This window comes from Aminobacter sp. LjRoot7 (genome assembly GCF_964252895.1).
In the GTDB taxonomy this organism is placed as follows: Bacteria; Pseudomonadota; Alphaproteobacteria; order Rhizobiales; family Rhizobiaceae; genus Aminobacter; species Aminobacter aminovorans_B.
The window spans coordinates 945388-964696 of sequence record NZ_CAXUPX020000001.1 but is presented as its reverse complement, the minus strand read 5'-3'; the positions used below and the strand labels follow the sequence as shown (position 1 = coordinate 964696).

22 protein-coding genes are annotated in these 19309 nt (G+C 63.6%); 7 read left to right on the top strand and 15 right to left on the bottom strand.

Annotated elements, in window-relative coordinates:
• Positions 1 to 59: 59 nt before the first annotated feature.
• Positions 60 to 815, top strand: a complete 756-nt coding sequence (locus ACSQ3E_RS04715; protein ID WP_310322302.1) for an SDR family oxidoreductase — start codon at positions 60 to 62, stop codon at positions 813 to 815.
• A gap of 2 nt (positions 816 to 817) precedes the next feature.
• Here the strand turns inward: ACSQ3E_RS04715 and ACSQ3E_RS04710 are convergent, their stop codons facing one another.
• Positions 818 to 2002 (bottom strand): pyridoxal phosphate-dependent aminotransferase, encoded by a 1185-nt coding sequence (locus tag ACSQ3E_RS04710; RefSeq protein ID WP_436121791.1) that lies wholly within the window; start codon positions 2000 to 2002, stop codon positions 818 to 820.
• A gap of 83 nt (positions 2003 to 2085) precedes the next feature.
• On the opposite strand from ACSQ3E_RS04710, the gene ACSQ3E_RS04705 reads away from it, so the two are divergent.
• Both ACSQ3E_RS04705 and ACSQ3E_RS04700 read left to right on the top strand, forming a co-directional pair.
• Positions 2086 to 2769: a GNAT family N-acetyltransferase gene (locus ACSQ3E_RS04705; RefSeq protein ID WP_310322293.1), complete on the top strand. Its 684-nt coding sequence runs from the start codon at positions 2086 to 2088 to the stop codon at positions 2767 to 2769.
• Between the two features lie 147 nt (positions 2770 to 2916).
• Entirely contained in the window at positions 2917 to 3123 is a 207-nt protein-coding gene (locus tag ACSQ3E_RS04700) for a hypothetical protein (protein WP_310322290.1), read from the top strand.
• A gap of 12 nt (positions 3124 to 3135) precedes the next feature.
• Here ACSQ3E_RS04700 and ACSQ3E_RS04695 read toward each other — a convergent pair whose 3' ends face one another.
• Complete coding sequence (locus ACSQ3E_RS04695; RefSeq protein WP_436121790.1) at positions 3136 to 4566, bottom strand: ATP-binding protein; 1431 nt, start codon at positions 4564 to 4566, stop codon at positions 3136 to 3138.
• Positions 4563 to 5279, bottom strand: coding sequence for a response regulator (locus ACSQ3E_RS04690; protein WP_436121789.1), 717 nt, complete (start codon positions 5277 to 5279; stop codon positions 4563 to 4565). Before ACSQ3E_RS04690 ends, ACSQ3E_RS04695 begins: the two co-directional genes overlap by 4 nt.
• Before the next feature lie 234 nt (positions 5280 to 5513).
• Here ACSQ3E_RS04690 and ACSQ3E_RS04685 point away from each other — a divergent pair, with 234 nt between their 5' ends.
• Positions 5514 to 5783: a hypothetical protein gene (locus ACSQ3E_RS04685; protein WP_436121788.1), complete on the top strand. Its 270-nt coding sequence runs from the start codon at positions 5514 to 5516 to the stop codon at positions 5781 to 5783.
• 54 nt (positions 5784 to 5837) lie between these two features.
• Positions 5838 to 6098 (top strand): hypothetical protein, encoded by a 261-nt coding sequence (locus ACSQ3E_RS04680; RefSeq protein ID WP_436121787.1) that lies wholly within the window; start codon positions 5838 to 5840, stop codon positions 6096 to 6098.
• Between the two features lie 123 nt (positions 6099 to 6221).
• On the opposite strand, the gene ACSQ3E_RS04675 is transcribed toward ACSQ3E_RS04680, so the two are convergent.
• The 4 genes from ACSQ3E_RS04675 to ACSQ3E_RS04660 all read right to left on the bottom strand — a co-directional run bounded on the left by ACSQ3E_RS04675 (position 6222) and on the right by ACSQ3E_RS04660 (position 10254).
• The gene (locus ACSQ3E_RS04675) at positions 6222 to 7394 is read right to left on the bottom strand and encodes a nickel/cobalt transporter (RefSeq protein WP_436121786.1); all 1173 of its coding nucleotides are present in this window, start codon (positions 7392 to 7394) and stop codon (positions 6222 to 6224) included.
• A gap of 4 nt (positions 7395 to 7398) precedes the next feature.
• Complete coding sequence (locus ACSQ3E_RS04670) at positions 7399 to 8064, bottom strand: DUF1007 family protein (protein WP_436121785.1); 666 nt, start codon at positions 8062 to 8064, stop codon at positions 7399 to 7401.
• A 77-nt stretch (positions 8065 to 8141) separates the two neighbouring features.
• Entirely contained in the window at positions 8142 to 9050 is a 909-nt protein-coding gene (locus tag ACSQ3E_RS04665) for a LysR family transcriptional regulator (protein WP_310322275.1), read from the bottom strand.
• 4 nt (positions 9051 to 9054) lie between these two features.
• The gene (locus tag ACSQ3E_RS04660) at positions 9055 to 10254 is read right to left on the bottom strand and encodes an amidase (protein WP_436121784.1); all 1200 of its coding nucleotides are present in this window, start codon (positions 10252 to 10254) and stop codon (positions 9055 to 9057) included.
• 550 nt (positions 10255 to 10804) lie between these two features.
• Between ACSQ3E_RS04660 and odc2 the strand changes: the two genes are divergently transcribed.
• Positions 10805 to 11938, top strand: a complete 1134-nt coding sequence (gene odc2, locus ACSQ3E_RS04655) for an ornithine/lysine decarboxylase (RefSeq protein ID WP_310322271.1) — start codon at positions 10805 to 10807, stop codon at positions 11936 to 11938.
• A gap of 99 nt (positions 11939 to 12037) precedes the next feature.
• The gene (locus ACSQ3E_RS04650) at positions 12038 to 12682 is read left to right on the top strand and encodes a GNAT family N-acetyltransferase (RefSeq protein ID WP_436121783.1); all 645 of its coding nucleotides are present in this window, start codon (positions 12038 to 12040) and stop codon (positions 12680 to 12682) included.
• 341 nt (positions 12683 to 13023) lie between these two features.
• On the opposite strand, the gene ACSQ3E_RS04645 is transcribed toward ACSQ3E_RS04650, so the two are convergent.
• The 8 genes from ACSQ3E_RS04645 to flhA all read right to left on the bottom strand — a co-directional run bounded on the left by ACSQ3E_RS04645 (position 13024) and on the right by flhA (position 19243).
• A complete protein-coding gene (locus tag ACSQ3E_RS04645) occupies positions 13024 to 13308 on the bottom strand; it encodes a hypothetical protein (RefSeq protein WP_436121782.1) in 285 nt (94 codons plus the stop codon).
• A 659-nt stretch (positions 13309 to 13967) separates the two neighbouring features.
• On the bottom strand, positions 13968 to 14324 hold the full coding sequence (locus tag ACSQ3E_RS04640; RefSeq protein WP_310322263.1) for an SCP2 sterol-binding domain-containing protein: 357 nt from the start codon (positions 14322 to 14324) through the stop codon (positions 13968 to 13970).
• Positions 14325 to 14439: 115 nt separating this feature from the next.
• The gene (locus ACSQ3E_RS04635) at positions 14440 to 14979 is read right to left on the bottom strand and encodes a hypothetical protein (RefSeq protein WP_436121781.1); all 540 of its coding nucleotides are present in this window, start codon (positions 14977 to 14979) and stop codon (positions 14440 to 14442) included.
• Positions 14976 to 15386, bottom strand: coding sequence for a hypothetical protein (locus ACSQ3E_RS04630; protein WP_310322256.1), 411 nt, complete (start codon positions 15384 to 15386; stop codon positions 14976 to 14978). Before ACSQ3E_RS04630 ends, ACSQ3E_RS04635 begins: the two co-directional genes overlap by 4 nt.
• A 10-nt stretch (positions 15387 to 15396) precedes the next feature.
• Positions 15397 to 15948 (bottom strand): rod-binding protein, encoded by a 552-nt coding sequence (locus ACSQ3E_RS04625; RefSeq protein WP_310322254.1) that lies wholly within the window; start codon positions 15946 to 15948, stop codon positions 15397 to 15399.
• Between the two features lie 63 nt (positions 15949 to 16011).
• Positions 16012 to 16401 carry a hypothetical protein gene (locus ACSQ3E_RS04620; protein ID WP_310322252.1) on the bottom strand — a complete coding sequence of 130 codons (390 nt, stop codon included), beginning with the start codon at positions 16399 to 16401 and terminating at the stop codon, positions 16012 to 16014.
• 2 nt (positions 16402 to 16403) lie between these two features.
• On the bottom strand, positions 16404 to 17156 hold the full coding sequence (gene fliR / locus ACSQ3E_RS04615; RefSeq protein WP_310322250.1) for a flagellar biosynthetic protein FliR: 753 nt from the start codon (positions 17154 to 17156) through the stop codon (positions 16404 to 16406).
• Entirely contained in the window at positions 17153 to 19243 is a 2091-nt protein-coding gene (gene flhA / locus ACSQ3E_RS04610; RefSeq protein ID WP_436121780.1) for a flagellar biosynthesis protein FlhA, read from the bottom strand. The genes fliR and flhA overlap by 4 nt, the downstream gene beginning before the upstream one ends.
• Positions 19244 to 19309 lie beyond the last annotated feature (66 nt).

Sequence of the window (19309 nt, the reverse complement as noted above, 5' to 3'; positions counted from 1 at the left end):
TGCTTCAGCTACCAATGATCTGCCGCCGGCGATCGTCATGCGCAGGGAGGAGCTTCATCATGGCAAGCAACAGGGTTGCGGTGGTCACGGGTGCCGGCAAGGGTATCGGCAAGGCGGTGGCGACCGCTCTGCTCCAGGACGGCTGGAACACCGTCTTCTGCGGCCGCAGCAAGCATGCGCTAGATGAGGCGATCCGCGATGCCGGCAAGACCGACGCCAAGGCGCTGGCCATCGTCTGCGACGTCACGAAACCCGAACAGGTCGACGACATGTTCGAGACCATCACCGAGGCGTTCGGCCGCGTCGACCTGCTCTTCAACAATGCCGGCATGGGCTACAAGGCGTCGACCATCGACGAGATCCCGGTCGAGGCTTGGAACGAGGTCGTGTCGGTCAACGTCACCGGCACGTTCCTGTGCTCGCGGGCTGCCTTCGCGGCGATGCGCAGGCAGGAGCCGATGGGCGGGCGTATCATTAACAACGGCTCCGTTTCGGCGCATGCGCCGCGTCCCGGTTCAGTGCCCTACACAGCCACCAAACATGCCATCACGGGGCTCACCAAGACGCTGGCGCTCGATGGCCGCCCGTTCGACATCGCCTGCGGCCAGATCGACATTGGCAATGCGCTGACCGAAATGGCTGTTCCGATGACCGTCGGTGTCCAGCAGGCCAATGGCTCGATTGCTGCGGAAGCGGTGATGGACGTTGCCCGCGTCGCCGAGGCTGTCGTCTACATGGCCGGCCTGCCGCTCGACGCCAATGTGCTGTTCATGACCGTCATGGCAACCAAGATGCCCTATGTCGGACGCGGCTGAGGCTACTTCGCCAGGAACGCCTCGATGCGTTCCAGCGCGCGCAGGATGTTTTCTTCCGAGTTGGCGTAGGACAGCCTGATGTAGCCTTCGCCCAATATGCCGAAGTCGGGCCCGCCGATCAGGGCGACGCCGGCGTCCTCAAGCAAAGCCGAGGCCAGCTTCTTGGCCTTCCAGCCGGTCTGGCTAATGTTGGGGAAGGCGTAGAAGGCACCCTTGGGCGTGACGCAGGAAATGCCCGGGATGGCGTTCAGCCCCTCGACAACGATCCTGCGCCTGTTGTCGAAGGCACGCATCATCTTCTCGACGTCGTCCTGCGGGCCGTCGATGGCGGCGATGCCGGCGAACTGGCTCGGTGCATTGACACAGGACCAGCAGTTGACGGCGAGCTTGCGCACCTTGTCGTAGAGGCGGCCGCCCTCGGGGGCATTCGGCCAGATCGACCAGCCCATGCGCCAGCCGGTCATCGCCCAGGTCTTGGACCAGCCATTGAGGATGATCAGCCGGTCGCGGATTTCGGGGAAGGTCAGCAGCGAGACATGGCTTTCGCCGTCATAGGTCATGACGTCGTAGATCTCGTCCGACATGATGGCGACATGCGGATGGGCCTCGAGGCCCTTGACCAGCTTGGCGATCTCGACGCGCGGCGTCACCCCGCCGGTCGGGTTGGCGGGCGAGTTGAGGATCAACAACCGCGTGTTGGGCGTGATCAGCGAAAGCGTCTCCTCGGCCGAGAAGGCAAAGCCATTGGCCTCGCGCATCGGAACCGGCACCGGCGTCGCGCCGGTGAATTCGATCATCGAGCGATAGATCGGGAAGCCCGGATCGGGATAGAGGATCTCGGCGCCCGGCTCGCCGAACATCAGGATCGCGGCGAACATCGTCGGCTTGCCGCCGGGCATGATCATCACACTTTCTGGCGACATTTCGATGCCCGTCGTGGCCAGCGTGCGCCGGACCACCGCCTCGCGCGTCGCCAGCAGGCCGTTGGCCGGCGTGTAGCCGTGGTGGCCGTCGCGCAGCGCCTTGATGGCGGCCTCGACGATATGCTCGGGCGTGCGGAAGTCGGGCTGGCCGATGCCCAGATTGACGATATCGCGCCCCTCATGGAGCAGGGCCGTGGCGCGGGCCAATACGGCAAAGGCATTTTCCTCGCCGAGGCGGTCGAAGGCGGCAATCGTGTGGAGCATTCCGGCTATCCGTCTGGTTCTGTTGGGGGCGCTCAATTTTTGCGAGACTTCGGTCGACCATGTCAAACGAATTGGAGACGTCCTTGTCCGAGAATCTGCAGGACTGGAAGCCGCGGCCGCGCCCCGAGCGCATCAATCTCGAGGGGCGCTATGTCCGCCTTGAGCCGCTCGATGCCGCAAAACACGGCGAGCGCCTGTACGAAATGGCGACCGCCGAGGACGCCGAAGGCCGCTTCCGCTGGCTCTTCGACACCAAGCCGCAGACCCGCGCCGACTTCCAACCCTGGCTCGACAAGTCGGCGGCAAGCGAAGACCCGCTTTTCTTCGTCGTCATCGACAAGGCCAGCGGCAAGATGGCCGGGCGGCAGACCTTGATGCGCATCGACCCGAATTTCGGCGTCATCGAGATAGGCAACATCTACTGGAGCGACATCGTCTCGCGCAAACCTGCGGCGACCGAGGCGCAGTTCCTGTTTGCGCGCTACATCTTCGAACTTGGCTACCGCCGCTACGAGTGGAAGTGCAACAACCGCAACGAGCCGTCCAAGCGTGCGGCCGAGCGGTTCGGCTTCAAGTTCGAGGGCATCTTCCGCCAGCACATGGTGACCAAGGGCGAAAACCGCGACACGGCGTGGTACTCGATCATCGACAAGGAATGGCCGGCCTTGCTCGAGGCCTACGACGCTTGGCTCGATCCGGCCAATTTCGATGCGGCGGGCCAGCAGAAACGCAAGCTCGAGGACTTCCGTGCCGAATTCGGCGCCTGAGTTGCCCGCGGGCAACTTTTGGGCTCGACAGCAAGGCATGCGACAATCGAACCAGTGATGGCGCGTTGGCTGAAACGCCAACGGGCGCTATGTAGCTGAACCTTGCCGGGCGCGGTCCGGACGCAACGAGATGTTAGGGCCACGCCGATGGACACCAAGACCCGCCACGCCGCCGTCGCCGCCGCATGGATCATGATCATCTTCGGCGTCTCGGCGTTCTTCCTGCCGAAGGTCATGCTTGCTGTCGGCAACTATTCGACCGCTGCCGCAGGCGTGATCGCCGTGTGCTTCGTACTCGCCTTCTTCGGCGTGTTCTGGCTGCGCGGCCGCAGCCAGCGCAAGAACGGCAACTGACCCCACCTGATCCTATCCGGCCACTGCGGCCTTCGCGGCTTCGGCCAGCGGTATCGTCAGCTCGGCGCGCAAGCCGCCGCCGCTGCGGTTCTTGAGCGTCACGTCGCCGCCAAAGCGGCGGGCAATGTTGCGGGCAATCGTCAGGCCCAGACCGAAGCCGCCGGTCTGGCGGTTGCGCGAGCCTTCGATGCGGATGAATGGCCGGAAGATCGTTTCCATCTTTGCATCGGGGATGCCTGGCCCGGAATCGTCGATGGTGAGCAGCAGCTGTCCGTTGTTCTGCGACAAGGCCAGGCGTGCGTTGCCGCCATATTTCACCGCATTATCGACGAGATTGGTCACGCATCGGCGCAGTACGATAGCCTGGCCTTGGCAGACAAGTCCACGGGCGTGGTGACGGGCGCCGTTGAAGACGACATGCGGATTGCCGTCGGCAACCGAATCGACGAGCGACCAGAAGTCGATCCTTTCCGAAGCCTCGTCCTTGGCTTCGTAGATGGCGAAGTCGAGCACGGAGGCAGAGATCGCCTCGATGTCGGCCAGATTGTGCATCAGCGCTGTGCGAAGCGGTGAGTTGCGCAACAGCTCGAGGCGCAGGCGAATGCGGGTCAGCGGTGTCCTGAGGTCATGCGCCAGGGCTGCCGCCAGCAGTTCGCGGTCCTCGACATACTCCTTCAGCCGCGCCTGCATGGTGTTCACCGCCCTTGCAGCGGACTTGTATTCGCTGCTGCCACGTTCATCCAGAGGCGGGCTTTTCAGGTCGTCGCCGATGCGCCGGACTGCGCTTTCGAGCGCGCGGTAAGGTGCCGTCAGCCGGCGCAGCGACCAAATCGACAGCGCCACCACGAGCGCCGCCACCGAACCGTAAAGCGGCAGGCTGTCGCTGTTGAGCACGGGGCTGGGCGGCGTTGCCTTCATGGTGAAGTTGAGCCACTGCCCGTCCTTGAATTCGATCGATGCCACCAGCGTGTCGCTGTTGGTGATGTCGGAAGACAGGTCGAGCAGCTCGCGTTCGACGCTGCCCACGCTCTGGTCGGGCTCCATCGAATTCAGGCTCGGTTTTGGCTTCGGCATCTCGCGCCGAACACGCGCTTCCTGGATGCCGTATTTCGAGAGCCGGCCGACGATGATGTCTTCGAGTTCGGCCATCTCGTCATCTGCGGGGATGACGGAGCTTACGGCAGGCACATCCGAGGTGGTCAGCACATGCGGCGGGACGGACAGGCCGGCGGCGATGCGGGTGCGATCCAGCGGCTGTTCCGCGTACATCAGCTTTGCCAGCGACAGCGCCCGGTCGTTGAGGCGGAACAGGTCGAGGATGTTGTTGGAGGCGACGCGCTCGCGCGATACGATGGAGAGCGTCGAGACCTGGATGGACAGCAGCCCGGCGATGACGATCAGAAGCACCCAGGCCGGCAGCGACCGTGGCAGGGGCCATCTCATTCGGCTGATACCTCCGGCACGAACTGATAGCCGCCGCCGCGCACGGTCAGCACAAGCTTCGGCGCGCGCGGATTGTCCTCCATCTTGCGGCGCAGGCGGCTCACCAGGATGTCGACGCTGCGGTCGTAGCTGTAGTCGCCGTTCTGGTTGGAGAGCTCGACGAGCTGCTCGCGGCTCAGCACGCGCTGGGCGCTGCGCACCAGCGTGTGCAGCAGGTTGAATTCGGCGGTCGTCAGTTCGACGCGGACGTCGTCCGGCCTGAGCAGCCTGCGGCGGGAGGAATCGAGGGTCCAGCCGGCGAATTTGTAGACCTGCGGCACCGGCCGATGTGCCGTTCCGGCAGCGCTCGGCCGGCGCAGCACGGCGCGCGCCCGGGCAAGCAGCTCGCGCGGGTCGAAGGGCTTGGGCACGTAGTCGTCGGCGCCCATCTCCAGCCCGACGACGCGGTCGATGGTCTCGGTGACCGCCGTCAGCATGATGATCGGTATCCTCGAATGCGTGCGCAGGTCGCGGCAGATGTCGAGGCCGCTTTTGCCGGGCAGCATGACGTCGAGGATGATCAGGTCGACAGGGGCGCGGCGCAGGGCTGCCTGCATCTCGTCATCGTCGCGCGCGCCCGAGACGCGCATGCCGTGCTTGACGAAGAATTCCTGGAGCAGGTCGCGGATTTCCCTGTCGTCGTCGACGATCAGGACATGGGCATCGGTTTTCACTTTTTCGCACCTCGGCTCGATCCGAAGGGGATCGGCGCGGACCTTGGCGAAATGAGGTCAAACTAAGGTTTTGAGCAGAAAACACGAGAACTTGAGCGCCTGAGGCGGCAGTTACAATCCAGAAACAAAACACTGCAAACCGGAAAGAAACCCGACAAGTCGTTCCGCGATAACAACCGTGCTGCTTCAACCACGGGTGCTGGAACCGACATGCGAAAGTTAGTGACCAGTTCGATGATCGTACTGCTCGCTGCACTTTCAATTGGCGCAGCCAGCACCCAGCCGCAGGCAAAGGGAACAGTTACGAGGACCGACCGTTGCAACAGGCTGCAGCAGCAATTCACTGACGAGATCACTGAACACGCCGAGGCGAAACGGGCCGCCGAAGCGAAAGCTCTTCAGAAAAAGGCGATGAAATTCTGTGCCGGCAACCAGCAGGCCCAGGGCATCCGCGCTTATGCGACAGCACTGAAGATGCTTGGAGTGCAACCGATCGAACCCTGACCGGCGAGCTCAAACATGCCCTCAACAATGCACCTCGTGCAAAGGAACCTGATCATGAACGTCAACAAGACCCTGCTGACCGCTCTTGGCATGACCGTCGCCATGGCCTTCTCGGCCCCGGTCCTGACCGCCAGCTCCGCCAGTGCCGCCGGCTACACGGCAGCTCCCGCCGCAGCCGCGACGACCACCACCAACAAGGCGGCCACGCCGCTTGTGAAGAAGGTCGCGGCCAGGAAGCCGGTGCACCACAAGAAGGTCAAGAAGCACAAGAAGCACGCCGCACCGGCCGTCACGACCAAGAAGACCACGATGTAGGCACTCGAAACCACGCAGGACGTGGTTCACCCATTCCGCCCTGGCAGCCGCAACTCCAGGGCGGATTTCTTTTGTGCGCGGACCAGATCTGCAGGTCAGGAACGTTGCGGGCCGTGAGCCCGCTCAAGCCTTCAGGCTAGCGGCCAGCAGTACCAGGCCCAGCAGCATGACGAGTGCCGCGCCGCCGATCTCGATCGTATTGTGGACGCGGTTTCCAGCGCGGCCGTCACCGGCAATGGCCACCGCCCAGTTCTTGGCGGTCACCGCAAGCACGGCCAGCGTCGAGACGGTGATGGCTGTGCCCAGCGCCATGGCGAAAACCGACAGGATGCCGCCGGCCCACAGGCCGTTGAGGAAGGCGAAGCTGAGCACGATCAGCGCGCCGGAGCAGGGGCGGATGCCTACGGCTGCAACCGCCGACCAGGCCGTGCGCCAGTCGAAGTGCTTGCCTTCGAGCATCCTGGGATCAGGCGCATGCGAGTGGCCGCAGGTTGAGCAGACTTCGCCCACGGCGTGAGCGTGAGCATGGTGGCTGTGCCCATGGTCGTGGTGCGCATGGTTGTGGGCTTGATGAGCGTGCGCGTGATCGTGATGATCATGCGAATGGTCGTGGCCGCACGCGGCGTGGTCATGGTGGTCGTGCGAGCGGTCATGGCCACAGGTGGCGTGGTCGTGATCACGATGATCATGCGCATGGACATGGGCGGCCGACAGGCTGTGCACCGGGGCAGCACCTGCCAGAAACGCCATTGGCTTGAGCTTCTTCCACAAAAGCCAGGCACCGAAGGCGGCGATCAGCGCATAACTCACCGTTTCCAGGAACCAGGTGGCATTGGTCATCGACACCGAGGTGCCGCGCAATACAAGAAACACCAGCGTCATCAGCACGACCGCCGTCGCACCCTGCAGGAAGGCCGAGACGAAGGACAGCATGACGCCGCGGCGCAACGCCACTTCGTTGGCGAGCATGTAGGACGAGATCACCGCCTTGCCGTGGCCGGGGCCGGCTGCGTGGAAGATACCGTAGGAGAAGGACAGGCCGACGAGCAGCCAGATGCCGCCGCTTTCGCCGTCGCGCATCGCCTTCAACGAACCGGTCAGCGAGCGGTAGAACTGCTGCTGATGGACGTTGATCCAGTCGAGTAACTCGGAGAACAACCCAGTCGACGGCACCATCGCTTCGTTGGTGCCGATGCCGAGCGAGCTCTGGGCGTGCGCGTGGCCGGTGAAAAAATGGCTGAGCACGTAGGTGATCAGCAGGAGGGCGAAGATCGCGCGGATGGTCATCTTCTTCACGGCGTCACCCTTTAGCTTGGCAGTTCAATTCCAGGCGCGTGGCAAAAATCTTGCTCATGTCGGTGCCCGACGGATCGTTGAAGAACGCATCGGTCAGCTTCGACTGGTTCTGTGCGATCGCTTCGTCCGGGTCGGGACGGATGACGCTCTGCTTGCAGGTCGAAGGCAGGCCGGCGACGTTCAGGTTGGAATCCTCGGTGAAGTCGATCGCCGTGTAGAAGGTCGGGTCGTAGACGCCGAAATCGATCTTGCCGGCAAGCTTCAACGGTTCCTTCGGCTCGGTCTCGAACAGGATGATGAGCTGCTGGTCTTCGAAGTTGGCGACCAGGTTGGCCGGCGGCTTCATGGCTATGTCCTTGCCGTCCAAGGTCACGACCTGGAAGTAATTGTACTCGCCGATCGACTCGAAAACCGTCTTGGACACCTCCGCCAGCTCACTGTCATCGAGTTTGAGGTTGGAGTTCTTGTCGAACTCCATCAGCACGGTGCTGGAAAACAGGTCGTCGAACCGCCACAGATGCCTGAGCGATTTCACCGTCTGGTCGGGGTTGAGCATCACATCGAGTCGCGCTTCGGCGAAGACGTGCGGGTGGACGCTCGCCGGCACTGTCATTGTCAGCAGGGCCACTGCCGCCGTGGCCAGCATCGTCTTGGAAGTCTTCAGAATCATCGCTCCGGCGGCCCGACCTGTTGGGTGATGCCGACAATTATCAGAAACCGGGCGAAAGTGGGACGGCTGCCGTTCAACTAAACGGCATGGTCGCAAGGATTGGTCTTGAACCACTGCACAAGGAAGTCGACGAAGACCCGGATCTTCGCCGGAAGATAGCGCCGGTGCGGGTACACCGCGAAGATGCCGCCGCCGCCGAGGCGGCGGTCGTCGAGCACCGGCACCAGCCGGCCGGAATCGAGATCGGGGGCGGCGATGAAATCGGGCAGGATGGAAAAGCCGAGGCCGGCAACGGCAGCGGCCCGTGCCGCCATTGGGCTGTTGACCTCCATCGGGCCCGACACCGAAACGGTCATGATATCGCCGGTCTCGCCCGAGAATGGCCAGTTCGACATGTAGCGACCGTTGGTGTCGATGATGCAGGGAACGTTGGCCAGATCCGCCGGCTTTTTCGGCATGCCGTATTTTTCGATCAGCTCGGGCGAGGCGCAGACCCGGATGCCGAACGGCGCCAGGCGCCGGGCGATCAGCGACGAATTCTCTAGCCTGGAGATTCGGATGGCGAGGTCGAAGCCTTCCTCGACAAGATCGACGAAGCGGTCGTCGAGATGGATCTCGAGAACGATATCAGGATGTGCCTTGGCAAAGTCGATCAGCGAGCGGCCGATCGGCGCGTCGGCAAAGGTGCGTGGCGCCGACAGCTTGACCCGGCCGCGCACGTCGCCGGAGGATTCGCGCACGGCATCGGCTAGGCTGTCGACCTCGCGGATGATCTCGGAGGCGCGCCTGTAATAGGTGTGGCCGGCCTCGGTCAGCGAGAACTGCCTTGTCGTGCGGTTGAGCAGCAGCGCGCCGAGCTCATCCTCGAGCTCACGCACATATTTGGACAGCAGCGCCTTGGAACGGCCGATCTTGCGCGCGGCGGCAGAGAAGCCTTCGGCCTCGACCACGTCGATAAAGGCGCGCATGCGGGTGAGTGTGTCCATGATGTCAGCCCTTTGTGCCTGCGGCGTCGAGCACGCGGTGTCCCAACCGGATCAGCGCGAGGTCGCTGCCGGCGGGGCCGAGCAGCGACAGCCCGAATGGCGCGCCGTCGACCGTGCCGATCGGCAATGTGATCTGCGGGAAGCCCGACAGGCCGGACAGACACAGCAGCATCAAAGCGCGCTCGCGATAGGCGAGAAGCTCGTCATGGCTACCGCTGGCTAGCGGCGCGGCTCCCGGTACCGTCGGCAGGACCAGGATGCCATCCGCGCCGAGCAGTGCAGCGAGCTCCCGGCGAAACGCGTCGCGCCTCTCGATCTCGGCGGCATAGTCTGACGCGGAGATGGTGGCGCCGAATTCGAAGCGTTCCTTGACACCTGGCCCGAGGCCGCGATCTCCGGAAGCGATCCAGGCGCCGTGCTCTTGCCAGGCCTCGTAGGCCTGGACCTTGCGGAAGCACCAGTAGAGTTCGTCAGGTGAAAAGGAGAGGGGACCAGTCTTGGCAACCGGGCCAAGGGTCGCCTCGGGATGCCGGCGCATCCGCTGGTATTCGGCGGCTTCGTCCTGGCCTGTCGGCAGGCTGTCGAGCCAGTCGAGCGCAACGAGCCTTGTCAGCTGGTCGCGATGGGCATCTTCGTCGATCAGCAGCTTCGCGACTGTCTCATAGGCTTCGATATCGCGTGCGAACCAGCCGAAGGTGTCAAGGCTCGGCGCCAGTTTCATCGCGCCGTCGAGCGAAATCAGTCCATGGGTGGTGCGCAGGCCGATCAGCCCGCAGAAGCTCGCCGGCGCCCGGATCGAGCCGCCGGTGTCGGAGCCGATGGCGACGTCGACAAGCTTGCCTGCGACTGCTGCCGCCGATCCCGACGACGAGCCGCCGGTGACGCGGTTCGGCGCGGCGGGATTGATCGGATGCGGAAAGTGCGCGTTCTGGCCCATCAGCGAGAAGGCGAGTTCGTCGGTCTGGGTTTTGCCGACGAATCGCGCACCGGCATCGAACAGGATTTGTATCGCAGGGCCGGTTCTGGCGGCCGGCTCGGCGATGGCAGCCTTTCCAGGGTTGCCGCAGCCGGTCTTGTAGCCGGCTACGTCGTAGATGTCCTTGACCGCTAGCCGTAGCCCCGTCAGCGGCCCGGTTTCCGTATTGAAAACAGGTACTTGCGGCACATCGAGAAATGCGTTGAAGCGGTCGGATGTGCTGGTCATCGTTCGAAGCCTGTTTACGATATCTCCAACATTGTTCAGCGTTTGAATTTTTTCAACCCGCCATGAGATTTTAATTGATTGTGACGGTCACGAGCCATATATCCGCGCTTGCCCAAAGTCGCACGTGCCTGTGGGTGTCCGCCGATCCCTCGAATGGCGAGGAAATCGGTAAGGTAACTGGAGCTAACCCCTCCAGTCGATTTAGCGGCCAACCGCAAAATCGAGGACACCTTGAAGCAACGACGGTGCGGGCCTTTCTGGTTCTCTTCCGGCTGTCCAAAAGCCGGGGTTACTGAAGAGGCACACCTTCATTGCCGGCAGTGCGGAACGGGTTCTCCCATTTCCAAGCCAAGGCAGACAAAGCGAACCGAAGCCGGGCTGGCTTAGGTTCACCGCCGCGTGAAGCGCATTTATGGTTCCAGGGTCTCCACAGGCTGGATCCATCAAATAGCGGTCATGTCTTTGTCCACCGCGGGATTCCGTGGCCGGGAACGGCCGTCCCGCAGCTTGTTGATTTTTTGCGCGGCAGGACCGCGCGATGGAGAGACCTATGGCCACTCAGCGCATCCTCGACTTCCTCGCCACCCGGCGTCCGTCCGGCCCTTGCCTGGTCGTCGACCTTGATGTCGTGCGCGACAATTTCCGCGCCTTCGAGAAGGCGATGCCGGAGTCCAAGGTCTATTACGCGGTGAAGGCAAACCCGGCACCTGAGATCCTGCGTCTGCTCGCCGGCATGGGCTCGTCCTTCGACACCGCTTCGGTTGCCGAAATCGAGATGGCCATGGATGCCGGCGCTCCGGCCGAGCGCATATCCTTCGGCAACACCATCAAAAAGGAGCGCGACATCGCGCGTGCCTTCGAGCTCGGCATCCGCCTGTTCGCCGTCGACAGCGTCGAAGAGGTCGAGAAGGTCGCGCGCGCCGCTCCCGGTTCGCGTGTGTTCTGCCGCGTGCTGACCGATGGCGAAGGCGCCGAATGGCCACTGTCGCGCAAATTCGGCTGCGTGCCGGCCATGGCCGTGGACGTGCTGCGCGTTGCCAAGTCGCTCGGCCTCGACGCTTATGGCGTATCGTTCCACGTCGGCTCGCAGCAGACCGACCTGACCGCCTGGGATCGTGCACTGGCCGACGCCAAGAAGGTGTTCGCCAAGCTGGCCGAAGAAGGCATCATGCTCGGCATGGTCAACATGGGCGGCGGCTTCCCGACGCGCTACCTGCGCGACGTGCCGGCTGCCCAGGCCTATGGCCAGGCCATCTTCGAGGCGCTGTCGAAGCACTTCGGCAACAACATCCCGGAGACCATCATCGAGCCGGGCCGTGGCATGGTCGGCAACGCTGGCGTCATCAAGTCGGAAGTCGTTTTGATCTCCAAGAAGGCCGACAACGACAATGTGCGCTGGGTGTTCCTCGACATCGGCAAGTTCGGCGGTCTCGCCGAGACGATGGACGAAGCGATCCGCTACCCGATCGTGACGGACCGCGATGGCGACGAGGTTGCTCCTTGCGTGCTCGCCGGCCCGACCTGCGACTCGGCCGACGTCATGTATGAAAAGACGCCGTACCCGCTGCCCCTGTCGCTGACCATCGGCGACGAGGTGCTGATCGAGGGCACCGGCGCCTACACGACGACCTACTCGTCGGTCGCCTTCAACGGCTTCGAGCCTCTCCGATCCTACGTGATCTGACAGCTCGCAAGAGTTGATCAGATCACCCCGGCGCGGGCGCATCGGCGCCCGCTCGGGTTCGCTTGTGGAACAGTTATCCGCTCGTGAAGGATCGCGGACATGCATATCGAAAAAGAAACCATCGAAACCTCGCCCGGCTTCATCGTCGTGGCTGAAACCCTTGCCGACATCGCCGCGCGCGAGGCGCTGCTCGACCGTGCCATGGGCCCGAAGCGGCGCAAGAAGTCGTCGGAGAAGCTGCGGCGTGGCCGCCGCCCGTCCGAAGGCCTGGCGCTGATCGCGCGCGATTCCGAGGGCGCGGTCACAGGTACCGTGCGGCTCTGGGACGTACGCCTCGGCGAAGGCGGCCCGGCCGCGCTTCTGCTCGGCCCGCTCGCCGTCGATCCGTCGGCCAAGGGTGCCGGCATCGGCTCGGCGCTTATGCGCCAGGCGATCGCTGAGGCCGCGCGCCTTGGCCACCGCGCCATCCTGCTCGTCGGCGACGCGCCTTATTACGCGCGCTTCGGCTTTACCGCCGAGAAGACCGGCCAGCTTTCGATGCCTGGCCCCTACGAGCGCGACCGCTTCCTGGCGCTGGAGCTCGTGCCCGGCGCACTGGACGGCGCCAGGGGCGTGCTCAAGGCAGCTGGCCGCAAGCTCGGCGCTTCGGCTCGCAAGTCGGGCTCAACGTTCGGCAAGGGGGACGCGGGTGCTGAAAGCACGGGCGTGTCCTTTGCGCGTCCGGCAGGGCGTGCCGCGCTCTAGTCGGTGTTCCCGTCCGGCCGCGTGACGCGAGCTTGCAAGCGTTACCTCCAGGCCGACATGCGGCCTGGAGCGGCCGGAAAGCAGGTCGGCGACGGCATCCTGTCCTTGACGCAACCGATCGACGGCTGAGGCGACAGCGGCAGGCTTGAAGGCCGCTGTTGCTCCAAGGCGTAGCCGTGATCCGAGCTGATAGCAGAGGCAAGGTATCCGCAGCCCGACAGCGGCAGAACGCTAGCCATTACGATTACCACTGCTGCTAGGCGTCTCACCTTCGACTCCACGTCGGATGTGGGATTGTTGCGAAAGGCGCCGTGCCCGCTGATGAGGCGCGGCTCCGTCCGTCACCGTTCGGTGGTGTAGTAGTGGTCGCCGCCTCGGCGTGGCCGCCCCCTGTCGTCGCAATCCGGATGCCGTGGCCGGCCATACTCCTGGGTGCAGAACACCGGCTCCGAGAATGGCGGGCGTGGTGCGCGGGGTGGGCGCGGCGGCATTGGCGGCACCGGCGGACGGGGGTGATAGCGCGGCTGATCTCCGCCATGACGTGGCGGATAACGCGTGTAGTCGTCGCCATGGCGCGGTGGATAGCGCGTATCGTCCCAGCGCGGCGGGCCGTAGCGATCGTCCACGCAGCCTGCGAGGGTTACCGCGCAAAGGGTTGCAGCCAGGGAAATCAGTCGAATTCGCTTCACATGACACTCCGGTTGGATTTGACCGGGGCGGTGTGGGCTTCAATTGTTGTGGGGACATTACCGGGCGAATTGGCCGGACCGTTCTCCCGTCACGAATGAGAAAGGCCGGGCGAACCCGGCCTTTGAGGTCAGTCGTCGGCAAAGCGGCGCGGCCTTGGCTGGTCGATGCAATCGGGCGACGGCGTCGTCGCCGGTCCGCCTCTGCAGTCGAGCGGTTCTCCGCGGGGACGCGGCGGTGGGCCATGCCTGGGATATTCGCGCGGGCCATCCCAGTTGCGCGGCCCACGTGGACCATCCCAGTTGCGGGGGCCGCCTCTCGGGCCGTCCCAACTGCGAGGGCCGTGCCTGGGGCCATCCCAGTCTCGGTCATACCGGTCGTCCACACAGCCCGCGAGGGCCACAACACACAGGGTCGCAGCCACTGCGGCCAGTCGATTTCGGGTCATATGAAGCTCCACATCGCAAATCGTCCCTGCGTGCGATGTGGACCCACTTCATTGCGGTTGCATTGCATGGGTAGTGGATGCGCATGAGTTGTGCATAGAAAAAGCCCGGCGTCGCCGCCGGGCTTTTCTCATTGCGATAGGCTGGTCGGCTTAGAGCAACTGGCTCAGGCTCATGGCCACCGACATGTCGCCCTCGACCTTGATCTTGCCGGTCATGAACGCCATCGTCGGGTTGAGCTCGCCAGCGATCAGCGACTCGAGGTCATCGAGCGACAGCTTGATGGTGCAGTCGGCCGGACCGTCCGTCGTCGACAGGGTGTTGCCGTCTATGACGATGACGCCATCGCTGCCGGTGTCGAACTTGATCGAGCGACCAAAGCCGGCGCTCTCCACCTTCGCCTTGATCTTGTCTGCGACTGCCTGAATGCTCATGGCTCTCTCCTGGTCTTTTCCTGAAAGGCGCTCTGCGCCCGGCCTCCCCCGGACCAATCCGGACGAACCGGCCATGTCACAGGACTGCATTGCCTATAGCTGGCATCTTACGTTTACGTCAACGTAGAATTGGCTGGCATTGCTCGCGTGAACCGGTGCTCAAGGCAGCCAGATCGGCTGCCTGCCGGGGTCAATGTGCCTTGGCTGGAGCCGCTTCCGCCGGCTTTGCCGCCTCGGCGGCTGCTGCTGCGGCAGCGGATTCACGCTGGCGCACGGCATTGTCGCGGACGTCGTCGGGGGTCAGGAAGTCGATCTGCTCGACCATCACCTCGTGGATCAGCTTTGAGCCGACTCGGGTGTTGATGGCGTCGCGGATGCCGTTGCGAAAGCCGTCGAGATCGAGCTTCTCATATGCGGTGAAGTCGATCTGCGGATTGCCGTAGAGATACGAATAGACCTGGTCAACGAGCAGGGAGTCCATTGGCACTGACAGCTTGGAGACTTCCTTGGGCTCGACTGTATAGACGAGGCGCGTCAGGAAATAGCCCTGCACGCGCTCGCCCCTGAGCAACGGAACCGAGATAACGTCGGTCTTGACGTAGTCGAGGCCGCCGAGCAGCGGTTTCTGCTCCTCGGTCGCCGGCAGGTTGGCGGCGGCCTGGAACGAATAGAAGACCGCGCCGAGGGTCACGGCGACAATCCACAGCGCCGCCGCGATGAACTTGATCACCGCGCCCACCCGAATTCGTTGGCCGAGTAGGTGCCGTCCGCCTCGGAGCGCTGGATGGCGTCGCGGAGCAGGGAGGCGACTTCGGTGACGGCGCTGAGATGGGCGAGGATTGCACGCTCATTGGCGACGAGCTTGTCGCGCAGGCGTTCGACACCGACCTTGAGCTCGCTCGGATAGTCGCCCTCGACCAGGCCCTTGGTGGCGCGGGTCAGTTCGTAGAGATAGCGGCTCTTGCGGGCGTTCGACGCCTTGATGTCGAAATGGACGTCGGTACGGATCGCGGCGGTTTCTTCTTCGACCGCATCCTCGATCCGGCTGATGATGGCCGCGACGTTGCCGGGTCGGGCAGCATCGATGAGATCGGCCGTCGCCGGCAGGTTCGTCCTGTATTCGGAGAGATCCGACATATCCTATCCTCTACGATTTGGTGTCAGTGACGGAGGCGGCATCGTCGCCCAGCGAGCGTACCATCTTCCGCTGCAATTCCTGGATCAGCGCGGTCGCCTGGCCCATCTGTTCGTCGAGCACAGCCTTTTCGGGGCCGCTTGAGACGCCGCTAACCGGCACCACTTGCTCGTCCTTCATGTAGTAGTCGCGCATCACCGTCTTCGCGATGCCGATGCCACCGGCTTCGGCGGTCTGCTTGGCGAGATGCTCGGCCATCATCGACTTCCACATGTCGCCGGCCATGCCCTTGCCGTACACGCTCTCGGTGTTTTTCGGCATCATGTTGCCGATGAAGGTCTGCAGCACCATTGCCTCGAACTTCTTCATCGACGCGTCGGCCGACGTCCTGTCCGGCTGGCGGGTGACACCGCCGGTGACGTCGGCTTCGGTGAGCGAGAAGGTTCCGGCCGGGGCAGCGTTGGCCGTCCGGTTGGCGAGCGCCGCGCGCGCAGCCTGGATGCCTGCCGGCTCAACAGCCTTGGCTACGTCCAGAATGATGTCGCTAGGTGGTGAGATGGCCAAAGCTGGCTCGCCTTTCCGGGTTTACGTTACTGCTGATTGTGGAGGGTCAAGCTTGCGGCAACCTTACTTGTCTTCAGCCGACTTTCTTTCAATGATTTCGAGACGTTCGCGATCAGCACTGTCGCGCTCGTCCTGGCGGCGGACGTCGCGGTAGGCGCGCTCGACCATGTTGGTGCGTGCGGTTGCGGTAGCAATCTTGCCGACCTCGACATTGGCGAGGCCGAGATTGAGCTGCTTCTTGTCGATCGCCTCCTTGATGCGGCGATGATACAGCTCGGGGAACAGCTGCGAGATGCCTTCGGTGCTGTCGAAGCTGTCCGCCAGCGATTGCGCCTCGGCCTCGGCGGCGATCGCCTTGGCGACAAAGCCGGCATGCCGGGTCTCGTGCAGCGCCTTGAGCTGCTCCTGCACGACCACCAGCTTCTTCAGCCGATCCCTGCGTGACGCAGCCATTCCTACCTCCCCACGGTGATGTCGACGAAGCCGTCGGCGAACAGGCTGAGCATGGTGGCGATGCCGAAATACATCAGCACTAGGCCACCGGCGACGACGAAGGGCAGCGAGATGAAGTAGACCGGTATCTGCGGCGTCAGCTTGTTGACGAAGCCGATCGTCAGGTTGATCAGGATGGCGTAGGCGACGAACGGGCTACCCAGCCTCAGCACCACCATGAAGCTCTCCGACAAAGTGTCCGTGACGTCGACGAGGGCAGCCTGCGGGTTGAAGAACATGTTGACCGGCGCGACCTCATAGGAGGCGACGAGCGCACGGATGATTTCGTGGTGGAAATTGAAGGTGAACAGCAGGAGCAGCGCCGAGATCGAGATGATCGAGGCAAGGGCCGCCTGCGGCTCGTTTTCCTCGATGGCGTGACCGCCGACGCCGCCGAAGCCGATCAGCATGGCGATCGCCGAGCCCATGAACATCAGCGCCAGAATGTAGAGCCTGGCCATCAGCCCGATCAGGCCGCCGATCAGAAGTTCGGAGGCAACCATTGGCATCAGCACGCCGGGACGGGCGTCGACGAAGGGAAAGATCTGGTCCCAGAGATGGACCAGCAGCCCGCCGGTGGCGGCGACCGCGACGAACAGCCGGACATGCATGGGCACGCGGACGCTCGATATTCCGGGCATCAGCATGAAACAGCCGCCGATGCGACAGAAGGCGAGGAACGCCGCAAGGACCATGCCTTGCGCGGCGGCATTCATGAGACGGTACCGAGCACGCGCAGTTCGACGCCCTTGGCGATCTCGACATGGCTGAGCACCGGCAGGGTCGGGAACAGCCGTTCGATGATCATGCGAACATAAGGACGCGCGTCGGGTGCAGTGACGATGACGAAGCGCTCGCCGGTTTCGAGGTGGGTGCGGATCGCCTTGGAGGCGTCCTGGCCGAATTCCTCGAGCTGGCGCGGATCGATGTCGAACTCGCGCACTTCGCCCTTGGCGTCGCGCTTGAGGCTCTGGTGGAAGGCGAGGTCCCAGCGGTTGCCGAGGCGCAACACCTTGAGCACGCCGCCTTCGCTGAGGTCGCCGCAGATCTGCTGCGCCATGCGGATGCGGACATGCTCGACGATCTGCTCGGTGCGGCGCACATGCGGCGAGATCTCGGCGATGGCCTCGATGATGAGGTGCAGGTTGCGGATCGAGACGCGCTCGGCGAGCAGCAGCTTGAGCACCGCCTGCAGGCCCGGATAGGTGATGTGCGAGGTGCAGATCTCGTCGGCGAGCTTGCGGTATTCGGGATCCTGGCGCTCGAGCAGCGCCTTCATGTCCTTGTAGGACAGGAGCTGCGGCAGGTTGTTGCGGATCACCTCGGAGAGGTGGGTGAGCAACACCGACATATTATCTGCGAAGGTGAACTGCTCGCGCTTCAGGTCTTCGGCGAAGGAATCGAGCACCGAGAAGGCGCGCATGCCGAAGGCCGGCTCGCGCACTTCCTCGCCCGGAATGTCGGGCAGCTCGCGCGATCCAAGCAGCACCATGATTTCGCCGACGCGCATCTGGTATTCGGCGACGACGGTGCCGTGGACCTTGATCTGGTAACTCTTGGGCGGGATCGAGAAATCGTCGGTCATGCGCACTTCCGGCACGACGAAGCCGTACTGGGTGGCGAACTTCTTGCGCATCTTCGACATGCGGAAGGCGAGTTCCTGATGCGTGGCGAGCAGGCGCGTCGACAGCTGCTTGCCGATCAGCAGCTCGATCTCGGCGGTGGCGAGCGATGCCTTGACCGAGTTCTTTTCCTCTTCGACCTTGTCGGCCTCGACCTGCTCCCTTTCAGCGTCGACCTCGGCCATGCGCCGCTTGTGCTGCATCGGGATGAAGTAGCCGAGTGCTGCCATGGCAATGGCAAGCGAGAGGAACGGCAACATCGGCAGACCGGGCACGAGCGAGAGCAGCAAAAGCAGGCCGGCGGCGACATAGAGCGCGCGCGGATAGGCGCCGAGCTGACCGAACACCGCCTGGTCGGCCGAGCCGCGGGTGCCGCCCTTGGAGACGAGCAGGCCGGCGGCGAGCGAGACGATGAGTGCCGGGATCTGGGTTACGAGGCCGTCGCCGACCGACAGCTTGATGAACACGTCGGCGGCTTCGCCCATGCCCATGTCGTGACGGAAATAGCCGATGGCGATGCCGCCGACGATGTTGATGGCGGTGATCATCAAGCCGGCGATGGCGTCGCCGCGGACAAATTTCGAGGCACCGTCCATCGAGCCGAAGAACGAGCTTTCCTCTTCCAGCTCGCGGCGGCGCAATTGGGCCGTCTTGTCGTCGATCATGCCGGCGGAGAGGTCGGCGTCGATAGACATCTGCTTGCCGGGAATGGCGTCGAGGGTGAAGCGCGCGCCGACTTCGGCGATACGCGTCGCACCCTTGGTGATGACGATGAAGTTCACCACGATCAGGATCAGGAACACGATCAGGCCGATGACGAAGTCGCCGGACATGACGAGGTTCGAGAAGCCGGAGATGACGTAGCCGGCGGCATGCGTGCCTTCGTTGCCATGCGACAGGATCATGCGCGTGGTGGCGATGTTGAGCGACAGGCGCAGCATGGTGGCGATCAGCAGGATCGTCGGGAACGACGAGAAGTCGAGCGGGCGCTGGATCCACAGCGCCACCATCAGGATCAGCACCGAGATGGCGATCGAGAAGGCGAGGCCGACGTCGATCAGGAAGGCCGGGATCGGCAGGAACAGGACGGCAAGGATGATGACGATGCCGACGGCGAAAAAGACGTCGCGCCCGTTCTTGGGTTGAGCGCCTGCGCCTGAAATGCTTTCGCTGATCGCCATTGATGCTTCCGATCGAATCCCGCCACGCGCCAATGCCACGGCTGCTTGACCCTATTGCGCCAAGCT